11 protein-coding genes and 1 tRNA gene are annotated in these 14,634 nt (G+C 54.4%); 2 read left to right on the top strand and 10 right to left on the bottom strand.

Translation table 11 applies throughout. From position 1 onward, the window contains the following. Positions 1-62: 62 nt before the first annotated feature. Positions 63-1,109: a sugar-binding transcriptional regulator gene (locus E6C60_RS00990; protein ID WP_138224052.1), complete on the bottom strand. Its 1,047-nt coding sequence runs from the start codon at positions 1,107-1,109 to the stop codon at positions 63-65. 246 nt (positions 1,110-1,355) lie between these two features. On the opposite strand from E6C60_RS00990, the gene E6C60_RS00985 reads away from it, so the two are divergent. Both E6C60_RS00985 and clpP read left to right on the top strand, forming a co-directional pair. Beyond that, a tRNA-Arg gene (locus E6C60_RS00985) sits at positions 1,356-1,430 on the top strand. Positions 1,431-1,607: 177 nt separating this feature from the next. After that, positions 1,608-2,204 carry an ATP-dependent Clp endopeptidase proteolytic subunit ClpP gene (gene clpP / locus E6C60_RS00980; protein WP_138224051.1) on the top strand — a complete coding sequence of 199 codons (597 nt, stop codon included), beginning with the start codon at positions 1,608-1,610 and terminating at the stop codon, positions 2,202-2,204. A 110-nt stretch (positions 2,205-2,314) separates the two neighbouring features. On the opposite strand, the gene E6C60_RS00975 is transcribed toward clpP, so the two are convergent. The 9 genes from E6C60_RS00975 to E6C60_RS00935 all read right to left on the bottom strand — a co-directional run bounded on the left by E6C60_RS00975 (position 2,315) and on the right by E6C60_RS00935 (position 14,626). Further along, positions 2,315-3,382 (bottom strand): PdaC/SigV domain-containing protein, encoded by a 1,068-nt coding sequence (locus E6C60_RS00975; protein ID WP_175415122.1) that lies wholly within the window; start codon positions 3,380-3,382, stop codon positions 2,315-2,317. A 203-nt stretch (positions 3,383-3,585) separates the two neighbouring features. Continuing rightward, positions 3,586-4,599 (bottom strand): polyamine ABC transporter substrate-binding protein, encoded by a 1,014-nt coding sequence (locus E6C60_RS00970; protein ID WP_407669143.1) that lies wholly within the window; start codon positions 4,597-4,599, stop codon positions 3,586-3,588. A 128-nt stretch (positions 4,600-4,727) separates the two neighbouring features. Then, positions 4,728-5,489 (bottom strand): ABC transporter permease, encoded by a 762-nt coding sequence (locus E6C60_RS00965; RefSeq protein WP_138227560.1) that lies wholly within the window; start codon positions 5,487-5,489, stop codon positions 4,728-4,730. A gap of 41 nt (positions 5,490-5,530) precedes the next feature. Continuing rightward, positions 5,531-6,382, bottom strand: a complete 852-nt coding sequence (locus E6C60_RS00960; protein ID WP_138224048.1) for an ABC transporter permease — start codon at positions 6,380-6,382, stop codon at positions 5,531-5,533. Further along, on the bottom strand, positions 6,379-7,350 hold the full coding sequence (locus E6C60_RS00955; protein WP_233281090.1) for an ABC transporter ATP-binding protein: 972 nt from the start codon (positions 7,348-7,350) through the stop codon (positions 6,379-6,381). The genes E6C60_RS00960 and E6C60_RS00955 overlap by 4 nt, the downstream gene beginning before the upstream one ends. 294 nt (positions 7,351-7,644) lie before the next feature. Next, entirely contained in the window at positions 7,645-8,400 is a 756-nt protein-coding gene (locus E6C60_RS00950) for an SIMPL domain-containing protein (RefSeq protein ID WP_138224046.1), read from the bottom strand. 108 nt (positions 8,401-8,508) lie between these two features. Further along, positions 8,509-9,873 carry a sulfatase family protein gene (locus tag E6C60_RS00945; RefSeq protein ID WP_138224045.1) on the bottom strand — a complete coding sequence of 455 codons (1,365 nt, stop codon included), beginning with the start codon at positions 9,871-9,873 and terminating at the stop codon, positions 8,509-8,511. A gap of 14 nt (positions 9,874-9,887) precedes the next feature. Continuing rightward, complete coding sequence (locus E6C60_RS00940; RefSeq protein ID WP_138224044.1) at positions 9,888-11,390, bottom strand: sulfatase; 1,503 nt, start codon at positions 11,388-11,390, stop codon at positions 9,888-9,890. A 68-nt stretch (positions 11,391-11,458) separates the two neighbouring features. Beyond that, the gene (locus tag E6C60_RS00935) at positions 11,459-14,626 is read right to left on the bottom strand and encodes a 3-keto-alpha-glucoside-1,2-lyase-like domain-containing protein (RefSeq protein ID WP_138224043.1); all 3,168 of its coding nucleotides are present in this window, start codon (positions 14,624-14,626) and stop codon (positions 11,459-11,461) included. Between the last annotated feature and the right edge of the window lie 8 nt (positions 14,627-14,634).

The following is a 14,634-nucleotide window of genomic DNA, read 5'->3' as shown; positions in this document are numbered from 1 at the left end:
AGACCGTAAAGCCCGTCGAGACAACACATTCATAAAAAACACATTCTGTGAATTCCAAACATCTACGGCTCACGCCTGCATGCAATTCTTGCACAGAGCTCCATGGCCGCCGCTTCATCGAGAACCAGAATGTCCTCTTGTCCGAACTTCAGCACGGAGTGAATGGCCTGTGCCTTGCTCACCCCGCCTGCGATTCCGATAATAATCTCTGTCCGGACAATGTCCTCCAGCCTGAGGCCCAGCGTCAGCATGCGGTGCACAACGGTGCCTTCTTCACTAAAATAGTAGCCAAAGGATTCCGCGACCGCTCCCTCCTTGCGGAGGTCCTCCATCGCCTCGGGCCCCAGCCGGCGCCGGCGCGCCATCTCCATGGCATCCCCGATGCCGTGAATAATGATTCGGGAGCTGCGAATGGAATCTACAATTTCCTGGATATTGGGATCCTGGACCAGGGACTGATACGCATCATCGCTCAGTAAATCCGGTACATGCAGCAGGCGGTATTCAGCTCCCACCTTCTTGGCCATCTTGGAAGCAATCGTATTCGCCTGAATCTCCACGCTCTCGCCGAGACCGCCCCGCGCTGGCACGAACCATGCGCCCTTCAGGGGCCCGCCAGCCGGCGAGCCCATCTGCTCTGCCACCTCAGCCAGCGTGGAGCCGCCGGTCACCGCGATCGTATCTCCGATGCGGGCCTCCTGCAGCAGCGCTCTCGCGCCGGCGCGGCCAAGCTCGCGCTTGACATCCGGCGAGGACTCGCTGTCTCCTGGCACGACGACGACCTTGCGAAGCCCGTAAGCCTCGCGAATCTGCTCTTCAAGATCGTCCAGCCCGAACAGGTCCTTCATTGCCGGCTCCAGCTGGTCCAGCAGCAGCTCACCGCTGCGGCTGATGCGCATGCCAAGGCTCTCGATTTCCAGCAGTCCCTGGGACTTCAGGAAATCGGTCTCTGCTCGCAGCACCCGCTCGGTCATAGCCAGAGACGCTGCAAGGGTTCGGCGGCCGACCATGCCTTGAGAGCGAATCTGCCGCAGCACCGTATATCTTCGCTTCAGAGTGTCCATCAGATCGGGCAGAAGCTGCTCTTGTATTTCTAATAAATGACGCATACCTTCCACTCCCGCAACTTCGTCTTTGGAGTTTGGTCTGGTGGTCAAAAAATGTCCCAGCTAAACTTTTTCAGTCCCACTAACATTCTAACGAATATCCGTGGCGGTTGCAAGTGTACCGAAAGTATATTTCTCCGCCCTTCTCCTTCTTATTCATGTCCATGAGAGATAAAATATAACGCCCGCTTGTATTTTAAAATGTCATCTGCTATAATCAATTCTGTTGCTAAATTTTTAACTGAATATGCGCCCGTGGTCCAATGGATATGACGTAGGCCTCCGGAGCCTGAGATCGAGGTTCGATTCCTCGCGGGCGCGCCATTTTTACTTACCATCTTCAGTTTTCCCAATATTGTTTTACCCATAAGCGCCCTGAACGGCTCTTTTTTTTACCCATTAGTTTGACTTTCTTTGACTTTTTGATTTCAATTGTTTATCATATGGGTAATACGGTAACAGTATTTTAATGAGGAATGTACTTTAGAGGAGGTTTCACGAATGAGTTTTATCCCTATGGTCGTAGAACAAAGCAACCGCGGTGAGCGGGCCTATGACATCTATTCCAGACTGCTGAAAGACCGCATTATCTTCCTCGGCTCCGATGTCAATGACGTGGTCGCCAATTCCATCATTGCGCAAATGCTGTTTTTGACAGCGGAAGACCCAGAGAAGGACATTCATCTGTATATTAACAGTCCGGGCGGCTCCATCACGGCCGGTATGGCTATTTTTGATACAATGCAATTTATTAAGCCGGACGTATCCACAATCTGTGTCGGCATGGCTGCCTCGATGGGCGCGTTCCTGCTGAATGCCGGCGCCAAGGGCAAGCGCTTCGCGCTGCCAAACAGTGAAATTATGATCCACCAGCCGCTGGGCGGTGCTCAGGGACAGGCTACGGATATTGAAATTCGCGCCCGCCGCATCCTGAAGATGCGCGATAAGCTGAACCACATTCTTGCCGAGCGCACCGGACAGCCGCTGGAGCGCATCGAGAAGGATACCGACCGTGACTACTTCATGACCGCTTCCGAAGCGAAGGAGTACGGACTGGTGGATCAGGTGCTGGAAAGCACACCGCCGCAAGGCATCTAACATCCAATCAACTTTTTCTCACAGCAAGAACAGGGGCTGTCTCTTGAGATCCGTAATCTCAAGGGACCGCCCCTTTTTCATGTGCCTAGATGCTCCTGCCAGAAACAGGCCTACTTCTTCCAAACGCTGAAGGGCAGCTTGATCTCCGGGAAGCCGTAGGCGTACGCCGTATATTCATACAGCTGGAAGTAGAGCACCGCCGCATCCCCTTGAATATAGAACGATGCATCGGCCGGCACACCCTGGAACCCGCCGAGGTAACCGCCTCCTTCCTCCAGCGTTTCCAGCACATACGTATCCAGCTTTTGTTTACGGTCACCCTGCAGGTTGATTACATCAGCAAGCTGCAGCTTCTTTCCATCTGGAAGTGAGAATGTCCAGCTGGTGCGATAGGTCATTCCGTGCGCCCCGCCAGCATAGGTATACTCATGTGCAGTCAGGCTCAGAATACCGTCACGATTATGGTGCACGATAAAATCTCCGGTATACTCATACGGTATCCCTTCCCGCGGAGCCGGCATCTCCTTCAATCCCTCGACCGATTCCGAGATAAAATCCTCGGCATGCTGTCTGAAGACGGCATTCATATCCGCCTCCGCCTTGGCATTCGCCATCCCGCTCAGAACCGGGTAGCGAACCGAGATGTCCGCCTTTGGCGTCACTTCACGAAGAGTCCGGGTTTCAAGGGTGAGCTTATTTTGCGGCAGGCTGGTCAGGCTCAAGGTTTGTTCTGCAGAGCTCCAAGCTCCCTGCACGCCCATATATTGATGAAGCAGGTCGTATGGCAGGTATAGTCGTCCATTGACCAGCTTTGCGTCTTTGCTGTTGCTGTAATAGCCGTTCACGAGCAGTCCGATCTCATCTCCCCCGTACACGTAGATCTTGATTTCGTGAAGAGCTCCGCTCAGCGTATAGGAACGCTCTTTGGCATCATAATGCAAGGACAAGCCCAGGACATCCCGCACCTCGGTGATTGGAACATATGAAGAGCCGCGGCTGACTATGCCCTTGCGGGAGAGCTCTTTTCCATCCCAGGTTACGGTAATCTCATTCACGGCCTGCAGGTGGCTCCGGGAGACCGTCGCGGCCTCAGCGCCCTGCGCCCCGCCGTCCATGACACTCCCCAAGGCAACGCCAGCTGCCAGCATCGCTGTGATCCATGTTCTGCGTATGTTCATTTCCATCACCTTTTCCTTATTTTGAAAAATTATGTATATGTCATTACCCGTCTCCCATTATATCTAACGGCACAGGGGTGAAAGGTAACAATGACAGTGACAATTCTGCAATGCAAAACAATGCAAAAAAAAGAACTGCCTCCGCATCGGATTTCTCCGCTTCAGGCAGCTCTTATGCACATTCAAACTCACCGCTGACGGTCTTAACGTCCGCTCTTCAGCTCACTCCAGGCCCGGTCATACACCGGCAGCGCTTCGCCGACATCGCTGAGCCACTCCGTGCGCTCCAGCTCTTCCGCTGTAAGATTAATCATGCGGTCATTGCGGTATTCTTCACTGTGAAATTCCATTGCCTTGACGTTCGGGTTGCTGTAGCCGATATATTCGTAGTTCTTTGCGCTGACCTCCGGCTCCATCATGTAGTTCATAAACTTCTCGGCGAGCTCCTTGTTCTCTGCTCCCTTTGGAATGGCATAGTTGTCAGAGAAGATGGTCGCCCCCTCTTCCGGCACGACAAAGCCGAGATCCGGCAGCTCTTTCGCAATAAAGGAGGCATCCCCGGACCATACAGTAGCGATCCAGCCTTCCTCCTGAATCATTTTCTGCTTGATGCTGTCGGTATCGAAGGCCAGTACATTCGGCACCAGGCTCTTCAGATCATTCACTGCCTCTTGAATTTCGGCCTCATTCGTAGAACTGTTGGAATAGCCATTCTTCTTCAGCGACATGCCGATGACCTCGCGATTGTCATCCAGCAGCAGCAGCTTGCCGCTGTATTCCGGATTCCACAGGTCGTCCCAACTACTAATGTCTTCCTTCACATAGTTCTTGTTATAGGCGATACCGGTAACCCCGGAGGTGTAAATGATTGAATACTTGTTGCCCGGATCAAAATCCGGGTTCTTGAAGGTATCCGACAGGTTCGCAAAATTAGGAATGTTGTCCAGCTCCAGCGGCTCCAGCAGATCCTCGCTGATCATCGTCTTCACCATATAATCGGAAGGCTGAATCAAGTCATAGCCGCCGCCGCCCGCCTGGAGCTTCGCCAGCAGGTCCTCATTGTTGGCGTAGTTGTCATACGTCACCTTGACATCGTACTTCTCCTCGAAATCCGCCAGCACCTCCGGGTCAAAATTATCCGCCCAGCTATAAATATTCAAGGTTTCCTTCTCCGAGCCGCAGCCGGCCAGAGACAAAGCTGCCACTGCAGACAGCATTCCGGCCAGCAGGAGCCGGGTCCATTTGTTTTTCAGATTCAATTCCATCCATCTCCTTTCAAAATAAACCGCCAGCCTCAGCTAAGCTGAATGCAATGCGGACATCCATTTGCTGCGTGGCTTGCAGACTAGAACGGAAGCGCCTTTTGCTTCTTCTGTCCTTTGCCGCGATTGAGCATATACTGTGCAAGCAGAATCAATATCACGCTGACGAGAATAAGCAGCGTACACAGTGCATTAATCTCCGGCGAGATGCCGCGCTTGACCTGTCCATAAATATAGATCGGCAGCGTGGTAGAGCTGGGTCCGGCCACAAAAAAGCTGACCATAAAATCATCCAGCGACAGCGTAAACGCGATCAGCGCACCGGCAATCATGCCGGGAGCAATTTGCGGCAGGGTCACATGCCGGAAGGTCTGCCAGCCGCTCGCACCCAGATCCATCGCCGCCTCCTCCAGCTGCCTGCCCATATTGGCCAGGCGGGCAGACACCACCACGTACACATACGACAAGCTGAATGTAATGTGGGCGATCATGACCGTGAGCTTGCTGAGCTCCAGCTGCAGCTGGGAGAACAGCACGAGCAGAGACAGCCCCATAATAATATCCGGGATGATGACCGGCAAATACAAGAGTCCGTTCAACCCCCCGCGGCTGCGGCGGCTCAAGGTCCGGAGCGACAAGGCCGCCAGCGTGCCCAGTACCGTGGAGACCGCTGTCGATACCAGTGCAATACTCAGGCTGTTTATCAGCGCCTCCTTCACATGCCGGTTATCCAGCAGCGAAAGGTACCAATCAAACGTAAAGCCTTCCCAGCTGCCGCTGAGCCGCGTGTTATTAAAGGAGTAGAGGACAATCATCAGGATCGGCAAATATAAAAATACCATCATGAGCAAGGAGTGCAGACCTAGCAACGCAGAGCCGCGCTTGTTCAAGATCTCCCCTCCTTCACATTCAGATGCCGGGCCTGCATGGCCCGGTTAAACAGCAGGATCATCACCAGCGAGGTCAGCACAAAAATAACTGACAGCGCGGCACCGAAAGGCCAGTTCCGCGCCCCCTGAAACTGGGCTTGAATGATGTTGCTGAGCATGCTGGATTTGGCGCCGCCCAGAATGTCCGACACGACGAACATGCCAGAGGTAGACACATAAACCAGCACGCAGCCGGTCATCATGCCGGAGCGGCTCTGAGGCAGAGTCACGTATCGGAAAGCTTTCCAGCGGGAAGCGCCCAGATCGGAAGCGGCATCCAGCAGGCGCTTGTCCATCTGCTCCAGTGCAACATAAATCGGCAGCACCATAAATGGAATAAAGTTGTACACCATGCCGAGCAGCACGGCTCCCGGCGTGTACAGCATCTGCAGCGGCTCGGCAATCAAGCCCGTCTCCAGCAGCAGCGTATTGACTACACCCTGCGTTCTCAAGAGAAGCACCCAAGCATAGGTGCGGATCAGGAAATTGATCCAGAACGGTACCGTTACCAGCAGCAGGCCCCAGGTCTGGACACGCGGGGAAGCGTTGGCTATATAGTAGGCCATAGGGTAGCTAATGAGCAGGCAGATAACGGTCGTTAGCACAGACAGCACAATGGTATCCCAGTAAATGCCGATATAGAGAGGGTCAAAAAATGTCTTGTAGCCCTCTATGCTAAACGAGAATTGAAGCTGGCCGAGTGCATTCCGCTGCAGCAGAGAGATGCCGATAACAATCAGCATCGGTACAATCAGAAATAGAGCCATCCACAGCAGCACAGGTGTCAGCAGCAGCTTGTTTCTGTTCATGGCCCAATCACCACTTGATCCGCGTCGTTCCAGCTTAGGCCAATGGAATCTCCGATGTCATACAGGTGCTCTTGGGACAGGTCCAGCGCCAGCGTCACCTTCATCGGCTCCTGATCCAGCTGAACCACCAGCTTGTGCACATTGCCAAGATACTGGATATCTTGAATGACGCCTGCCCTGCGAGCGCGGCTGTCTCCTTGAGGGAGCGGAATCAGCTTCTCCGGCCGGACAGCAAAAAGACCCTCCGGCGCAGAGAATATATTGTTCTCTCCGACAAAGGTCGCGGCGAACAGCGTCTTGGGCGACGCATAAATCTCCCGCGGCGTGCCGATCTGCTCTACCCGGCCTCCGTTCATAATGACGATCCGGTCGGAGAGCATCATCGCCTCCTCCTGATCATGCGTCACATACACGAACGTAATGCCCAGCGTTCGCTGCAGATGCTTCAGCTCTGACTGCAGGCTTTTGCGCAGCTGCAGATCGAGTGCTCCCAGCGGCTCGTCCAGCAGCAGCACCTTGGGTTTGTTCGCAATGGCCCGGGCAATAGCCACACGCTGCTGCTGGCCGCCGGACAGCTGATGCGGATAGCGCCCCGTGAACGCAGCCAGCTGGGTCATGGCGACAGCCTCATCGACGCGCTTTTTGATTTCGGATTTGGAAAGCTTCTTCATCTTCAGTCCGAAGGCAATATTGTCCGCTACCGTCATATGCGGAAACAACGCGTAGTGCTGAAACACGAGATTCAGATCCCGCTGGTTCGCCGGCTGCTGTGTTACATCCTGCCCTGCGAGCCAGATTTGTCCCTCCGTCGGGTTCTCAAAGCCGGCAATCATGCGGAGAATCGTCGTTTTTCCGCAGCCGCTGGGGCCGAGCAGAGTCAGGAACTCTCCCTCCCGAATGGACAGAGACAGCGGCTGCACGACGGTCTGTCCCTGAAATTGCTTGGTGATCTGGACAAGCTCTATCACAGATAAGTTCCTCCCCTTCCCGTTTCGGAAAACCGTCTTTTTGCGATACCAAGAAAAAAGACCATATCCACACGGTATGGTCCGGACTATAGTCATGGTCGATTTTTGCATATTCACTATACCTTGTTTTGATGCGGTACACAACACTTTTGTCAGATGTAATCTCTTGCAGAGGGCGGTTTTCGCCCCATCCTGTAACAAGCTTCACTCCACGCAAAAAATGCCCGGCTGCACCAAGGGGCAGCCAGGCATCACTTAGGCTCTCATGCGGATCTGCAAGGCATATAGATCCCTTTACTTCAACTCGTACTGTACCTGCAGCTGTGTATTCAGCTTGATTTCGCCCGGCTCCACCGCTGTGGAGGCGAAGTCTGCTGAGGACGACAGCTTGGCTTCGTTTTGTACATATTCAAAACCGTAGTTCTGAACCTGACCTTCTACCACCTGGGTCACCACACCTAACTGGCGTTTAGCGGACTTGGCAATAGCTTGTGCCTTCATCTCTGCATTCGCCATCGCTTTCTCGATCACCTGGGCTTCAAACGCATCGCGGTTTTCCACGGAGAAGCGGACATCGCCAATCGCGTTCGCTCCTGCCTTGGATACGCCATCCAGCAGCTCACCGACCTTGCTGAGATCGCGCAGCGTCACCTGAAGCGAATGGCGGGCCGTGTAGCCTTTAACCTGCTGACCCTCTTTTTCGGTATAGGTATAGTTAGGCTGTACGTGGAACCGCTCGGTTTGAATGTCCTTATCCTGGAGCTTCCAGGTGTTCTTCAGCTCCTTCAGCACCTTATCCATTTTCTCGGCGTTATGCTTCTGGGCCGATTCTGCAGTAGCGGCCGTGGACTCTGCTCCAATGGACAGATAGACGATATCCGGCTTCACCGAAAGCTCGCCCTTACCGATCACCGTCACTCCCTGCTGTGCCGCGGCTTCCACAGCCAGCACCTCTGCCGCACCTCCAGCAGTAGAAAGCACAGCCGCGCCGCCGGTCAGCAGCGAGCCAGCCAGCATGACAGCACCTAAACGCTTGGTCAGACTATTCATGTTAACATCAGCCTCCTTCATCAAATATATGGCAGCCCCTCTACTGTAGCTTGCCTTACTTTTCTGACGAAGCTGTACTGGTAAATGTTGCAGAAGAAAGAGGGTTCTCTAAAGTTTAATCCGGCACTCCTCAATCGACACTCTGCGCTGTCCTCCACTGCGCACCTCATGAGCGACAATCTCCGGCGCATCCTCGCCGGCCTCCACCATTCGCGTGATCAGTCGTGCTCGCAGCTCGTCAGCAACAGTACGATAGGCCTCCATGCCTGCAAGATTGCTCAGCTCATACGGATCTGCTTCCAGATCATACAATAGCTCCTCAACATACCGGGCAGAGCCAGCATCATTCTTCGGGTGGGCATCCGGCGCGGTCACGGCATACTTCCAGCGCTGCGTCCGAATCGCTCTGCCCACCTGAGATTCGCTGATTTGCACAAGGACCTCCTCCGGCCAGGATACCGGCTGCTTCTGAATAATCGGCAAAATCGAGCGACCCTGCATGTCTGCCGGCACCTCAATGCCAGCGGCGTCGAGCAGGGTCGCAGGCAGGTCCACCAGGCTGACCAGCTCACGCAGCTGTCCGCCTTGCAGGAAGCCAGGGCCATACAGCGCTGTCGGTACGCGAATGGAGCTGTCATGGGCGCTGCGCTTATACTCCTCATTCCGCGTTTTGAAATGACAGCCGTGGTCAGAGGTAAAGAGAATGATTGTACGCGAGGTCAGATTCAGGCTTTTTAGCGCGTCCCGGATTCTTCCCAAGCCCTCATCCAGCCGTTTCACCATGCCATAATAGCCTCCCAGGTGCTGCGGCGAGCTGCCCGTGAGCGCCCGCAGATCCGGCGGTGTCCAGCGGTCCGTATACAGCTCCTCCGAGCCGTCCGGTGCAGGATAATTGTCGGTATGGTTCTGGTGATGAGGCTCTATATAGGATAAGAAAAGAAAGAACGGATGATCCTGATGGGCATCCATGTATCGAATCGCTGCATCGGTCTGGGCATCGACCCGGTATCCTGGCAGCCTGACCTCGTTGCAGTCGTTGTCGTACATGACCGTGTTGTAGGCATCCGAGGAGAATTCAAGCACATTGGATGCGAGCCAGTATTCATATCCGCCCCGCTCGTCAGCGGGAACCGGCTCCTGAGACGCCAGATGCCATTTGCCGATGTATCCGGTGTCGTAGCCGGCATCCTTGAAATGATGCGCCAGTGTACGGCGGTCTCGCGGCAGCGGTATGGAATTGCGGTAGCAGCCGCTTGCTGTCGCATACAGGCCAGTCTGCAGACAGGAACGGGCAGGGCCGCAGACCGGCTGGCAGGTGAACATATTATAGATATGCGTCCCTTCTCTTGCCATTCGGTCAAAGTTGGGCGTCAGCCCCAGTGGATTACCATGGACTCCCGTAGTATCCCACCGCTGCTGATCTGTAAAAAAAACGATTACATTAGGCTGTTCATTCGAGCGGGCTGCAGTCATATCAGCACCATCCTTTACTCAGATTCGTTCCTGGCCAGAGGCACAGCAGCATGCTGCTCAAGGCCCAGCCGGATGTACTGCTCTGCCGGCGCCTCCTCGCGGGCCATGACCTCCTGCAGCAGCTTCAGCATTCGCTCCTCTGCGTCCGGATCAGTGATCGGCTCCAGCTGCTGCGGGTCCTGCTCCACGTCAAACAGCATCGTCCGGAGATCATCGATCGGCTTGCCGTGAGCCACCGGTATTTGTAGCACCGGCACGCCCTTCGTGAAGGCAAAAGGCTCGTGCAGCTGAGACGATCTCAGCTCTGCCACCTCAAAGCGGGAGCGCATCCGCGTCGGCATCAGCGTGTAATTATATAACGGTCTGTTGTCTGAAGAAGCCGGTCCCCTCATGTAGACATACCGGCCGTCGGTACAATTCACATGTCCTCCGTGAATGCCGAAGATCGCGGCTTCCCGTACCGGTACATCCTGAGCAATGGTTTGCTGCAGGCAATGTCCTGTCATATCCGGGGGCACCTCAATCCCGAAATAGCGGAGGAGTGTGGGGGCCAGGTCTACATTTTGAACCAGGCTGGAGCGCCGTACTCCGCTTGCCTGTGTCCGCGGGTCCCAGATAAAGAGCGGCATATGGGCAATCTCGTTGTAAAACGGCATATTGCTCTTGGCCCACCAGTCATGCTCCCCCAGCAGGAAGCCATGGTCAGTATTCACAATAAGCATCGTATCCTCCCACATGCCCAGCTCATCCATTAGGTCCAGTACCTTGCCTAAGTAGGCATCGCACATACTTAGCAGTGCCGCATACTCCAGCCGGACATGATCAATCTCCTCCTGCGTCTCTGTCACCCGCCGATACATCGGCCAGTCAAAGTGCTTGCCCTCATACGTGTGAGGGTACAGCTCCCGGTATTTCTCCGGTGCATGAAACGGCTCGTGCGGATCAAAGGTTTCCAGCTGCAGGAACCAGCGGTCCTCGCCATGGTTGCGGCGGATAAATTCCAGCCCGGCCGCAAACGTCTTCGCTTGCGGGAAATCTTCTTCCTGACGGCAATATTGACGATTGATCCAATCCTGGCGGAACATGCCCTGCAGCGGACGGGTCGTTACCGTCTCCGGAGGAACCGGGTCCTTCACATGTCCTTTCCACGGATCGCCCTCCTGGCCCCGAATCAGCTCGAATGAGCTGTACCGGGTGTGATAGGTCGCGCCGCCGTCCTCCCAGTAATGCTGATGATCTGTTACAAGATGGGAATACACGCCATGACGCTTTAGCAGCTCCGGCATAGAGTCATCAAACGGCTCGATCGGCCCCCAGCTGCGATGCAAAAAGTTGTGCCGGCCGGTGTGCAGCTCCCGGCGTGCAGGCATGCATGGCATGCTGCCTACGTACGCCTGATCGAACACGGCCGTGCGCTCCGCCAGTCGGCGGAAATTCGGTGTATGGGTCCAGTCGCAGCCATAGGGGGACAGCATGCGGCGGTTCAGCGTGTCAAACATGAGCATTACAGCTTTCATGGACATCCCCTCCAGAAGGATTATGATTAGATTTTTACAGATCTCATGAACTGATATATTAGCAAACCTTAGTTGTAATCGATGCTGCTCAGCACACTCACATCATCAAACCGGGAGTCACTCCGGTGAGAGAACAGCCCGATGGAGCCGGCGGCAAACTGGGTGTCCGTAGTGGACAGCTCCAGCACTCCGTTCACCCAGAACTCCAGATTGTTTCCGTTCAACACAGCCTTGAACGTATACCATGTGCCAGGATTGAAGGTATACGCTTTGGTGGTCAGATCCGTGTACACCCCGCCAACGGTCTTCTGAATCTTGAGAATATTGCCGTTCGTGGAGTAAGAGAACGTGTACTTATTCGCCGCATCCTGATAGCGCGCCTCCAAGCCAATTCCGGAGTAAGACCCGCCGAAGGCACCTGCCTTCACCCGGGCAGACACCTCGTAATCTGTCCAGGATGCACTTCCTTGTACTGCCCTCGCACTTACCGCCGTCGTATCACTCTGGCGATACGCTTTGCTGCCGTCTGTCATCACAGCCCATGACCCGGTATTCGTCACCCAACCTGATGCGGTCCCCGACTCGAAATCGTCGCTGAACAGCACGGCGGGCGAGGCGCCGCCGGTATCTGGCCCGGTACGGAACATAACCGTTACCTGTGCCTGAGTGCCTCCGGCTTCCGTAAACGTCAGCACTCTGCTGTAGCTCGTATCCGGCGCCAGACTGGAGGGGTCCATGGAGAAATAGATTTCCCGCTCTCCCCGCAGATTGCCTGAAGTCTGCGACAGGGTTAACCCTCCGCCCTGACCGGCAGCGGACCACAGGGTGCTGAGCCCTCCGCCTTGGTTCACCAGCTTGATTTTGTGCATTTGATTCCGGTTGTCTATCGTTTTGGTGCCGATGTCAATGACAGGAGCAGTATATATTTGGGCTGGCGGAATGCTGCCGATGGCGCCGATCTCATTGGTCTCCTCAAATTTGAGGGTAGCTCCTTTTCGAGCGGTCAGCTTCAGCTGCAGCCAGCGTGCCGATACGTTTGCCGGCACCGTAAAGCTGATGGCCTGCTCCCCTTTATTGCCGTAGGGAACATTGATATTGAACGAGCCGCTCTGAAAGCTGGTGTACGTCCCGTTCGCGGGGTTCGTGTAGCCCGCTTCCCAGGCTACCTCAATACCTGTTCCGTCTCTCTGCTCGTCGTTATACACGATAATGGTTCGGGTTGTACTGCTGCCTGCCGCGAAGACCGGAGGATGGACGCCAATCCGGTTCAGGCGGTCTCCTTCCTTATCAAAGGCAGCCACCGGAGAAAATGTATTCTTGGTATATTCGTAAGAATCCGAACGAATGAAGGCAGGATGCGACGAAGAGAAGACATTGAACATGGGCCGCTCGATTTTGGCAGGCTTGATCCCTTTGGCAGAGAGGTCGGTCCATACCGGGTAAATCGTATCCTCAATCACTTCATAAGCGTAAATCCAGTTATGGTAATACCGGATGTCTGCATACCCTGCATAGCGCATACCCCGGACCATGCGATCCGCCGCACGATGCCAGACAGCCTGAGAAACCAAATTATCGTTCATATAATCCTTGGTATTCCCGCTGGTGTAAGCGCCGCTTGCATCCAGCACCGTCCAGCCCTGAGAAGGGGTGTAGGCTTCGCCTTCGCCCTTTGGCTTGGAGGCATTGTTCGTATACAGCCCGTATAAATTGCTGTGGTTCATCCATCCGTCCGGGTACCCGCCGGTATAATGATGGTTCTCCTGATCGTCTGTCGTCGCGTCATCCTGAATGATGGGGCGGGTGGTATCCACCGCCTTGATGGCGTTAGTGACTGCGGGAATCAGCGTATTGGCATTGCCGGGAATATGCTGGAAATTCTCATTTCCGCCGCTCCACATGACAATGCTGGGGTGATTTCTGTTACTAATGACCCATTGCTGAACCCATTTGTTCACATGGTCCATCGCAGCCGGGTTAAAGCTGTGGCGATTGTGATATTGCCAAAAAGGGGTTTCATCAATAATCAGCAGTCCGATTTCATCCGCATAATCGTACAGCTCCCGAATGGCTCCACCAATATGAGTTCGGGCCACATTGTAGACGGCCTTCCACTCATCCATCTGCAATTTGACCTGGGCAATATTCGTGTCCTTATAGGATTCCTTTGCAGAGAGCGCGGTTCCGGCGCCGCTTTTTACATGCCAGTTGGATTGAAGGGAATCGCCTCTCAGATTGGTCTTGATTCCATTCAGCTGATAGTAATTGCTGTTCACCGAAAATTCCCGGAACCCGAAGCGGGTCGCAGAGAAATCCCTTGTAACGCCTCCCTGTACCAAGGAGGTATTCAGGCTGTACAGCTTGGGATCATGCGTCCACCAATACTTGGCATCGGTCCAGGGTACATTGGACAGCGATACCGTTTGGCTGCTATTCGCAGCCAGGGTTACGGTGCGGTCGCCAAAGCTTTTTTCCAGGCTCCCGCCGATCAAAGACGCACTATTCGTTACGGTCACGCTCTGACTAGAGGAGGTCGCATTCGTAACGGTCACGTGTACAGAGATGGTATCATCAGCTGCATTACTGTTATTGTTCAGATCAGTAAGGATATGGGTGTCTGAAATGTACACCTTCGGATACGCGATGAGCTCGACATCATCGGTAATGCCGCGGCCCTGACCCCAGGACCGATCATCTACGCCTACCGGGTACAGAGATTGTCCACTGGCATCCACCGCATCCGCAGGCAGCTGGTTCGAGCTCCACACCCTCACCTCCACCGTATTGCTCCCACCCACTTGAGCGACAGCCGTAATATTCAGCTTGTAGGGAAGCCGCGTCATTAAATAGCCGTCTGTTTCGGTAGCTAGCGGAACACCGTTTACCAGCACCTTGGCCAGTGGAGCTACCTGCTCAAAGGATAAAAAGATTTCTTTTCCCGCCATCGAGGAAGGCACGGTAAAGCTGCTTCGGTAAATCCCGTGATTCAGCGATTCCCAGCTCGCCGGGTACCCGAAATCGTCAGGACTGTCCCAGTAGGAGGGAACCCGTATATCATGCCTGGCAGCTCCGCCATTAGGGTAAAAATCCCATATTCCGTTTAACGATACGTTCTCACGGTCATGTGCACCTGCATGTGCTGGAGTCGGAAAGGTAACCATGGGCAGCATGGCCAATACCATGCTGATTACGATCAAAAGTGAGAGTGCTTTCAGGGAGTGAACTTGACTACCCATACGCTTGA

It is taken from the genome of Paenibacillus algicola (assembly GCF_005577435.1).
Lineage (GTDB): Bacteria > Bacillota > Bacilli > Paenibacillales > Paenibacillaceae > Paenibacillus_AQ > Paenibacillus_AQ algicola.
Note: the sequence above shows the minus strand (reverse complement) of the source record. Positions and strands in the feature narration are given on the sequence as shown.

What these genes read in the sequence shown, in the direction of transcription:
- E6C60_RS00975 (WP_175415122.1), bottom strand. Translation starts at nt 3,382, where the DNA reads ATGAACATACGCAGAACATGGATCACAGCGATGCTGGCAGCTGGCGTT.
- E6C60_RS00970 (WP_407669143.1), bottom strand. Translation starts at nt 4,599, where the DNA reads ATGCTGTCTGCAGTGGCAGCTTTGTCTCTGGCCGGCTGCGGCTCGGAG.
- E6C60_RS00945 (WP_138224045.1), bottom strand. Translation starts at nt 9,873, where the DNA reads ATGACTGCAGCCCGCTCGAATGAACAGCCTAATGTAATCGTTTTTTTT.
- E6C60_RS00965 (WP_138227560.1), bottom strand. Translation starts at nt 5,489, where the DNA reads ATGATGGTATTTTTATATTTGCCGATCCTGATGATTGTCCTCTACTCC.
- clpP (WP_138224051.1), top strand. Translation starts at nt 1,608, where the DNA reads ATGAGTTTTATCCCTATGGTCGTAGAACAAAGCAACCGCGGTGAGCGG.
- E6C60_RS00935 (WP_138224043.1), bottom strand. Translation starts at nt 14,626, where the DNA reads ATGGGTAGTCAAGTTCACTCCCTGAAAGCACTCTCACTTTTGATCGTA.
- E6C60_RS00950 (WP_138224046.1), bottom strand. Translation starts at nt 8,400, where the DNA reads ATGAATAGTCTGACCAAGCGTTTAGGTGCTGTCATGCTGGCTGGCTCG.
- E6C60_RS00960 (WP_138224048.1), bottom strand. Translation starts at nt 6,382, where the DNA reads ATGAACAGAAACAAGCTGCTGCTGACACCTGTGCTGCTGTGGATGGCT.
- E6C60_RS00940 (WP_138224044.1), bottom strand. Translation starts at nt 11,390, where the DNA reads ATGAAAGCTGTAATGCTCATGTTTGACACGCTGAACCGCCGCATGCTG.
- E6C60_RS00990 (WP_138224052.1), bottom strand. Translation starts at nt 1,109, where the DNA reads ATGCGTCATTTATTAGAAATACAAGAGCAGCTTCTGCCCGATCTGATG.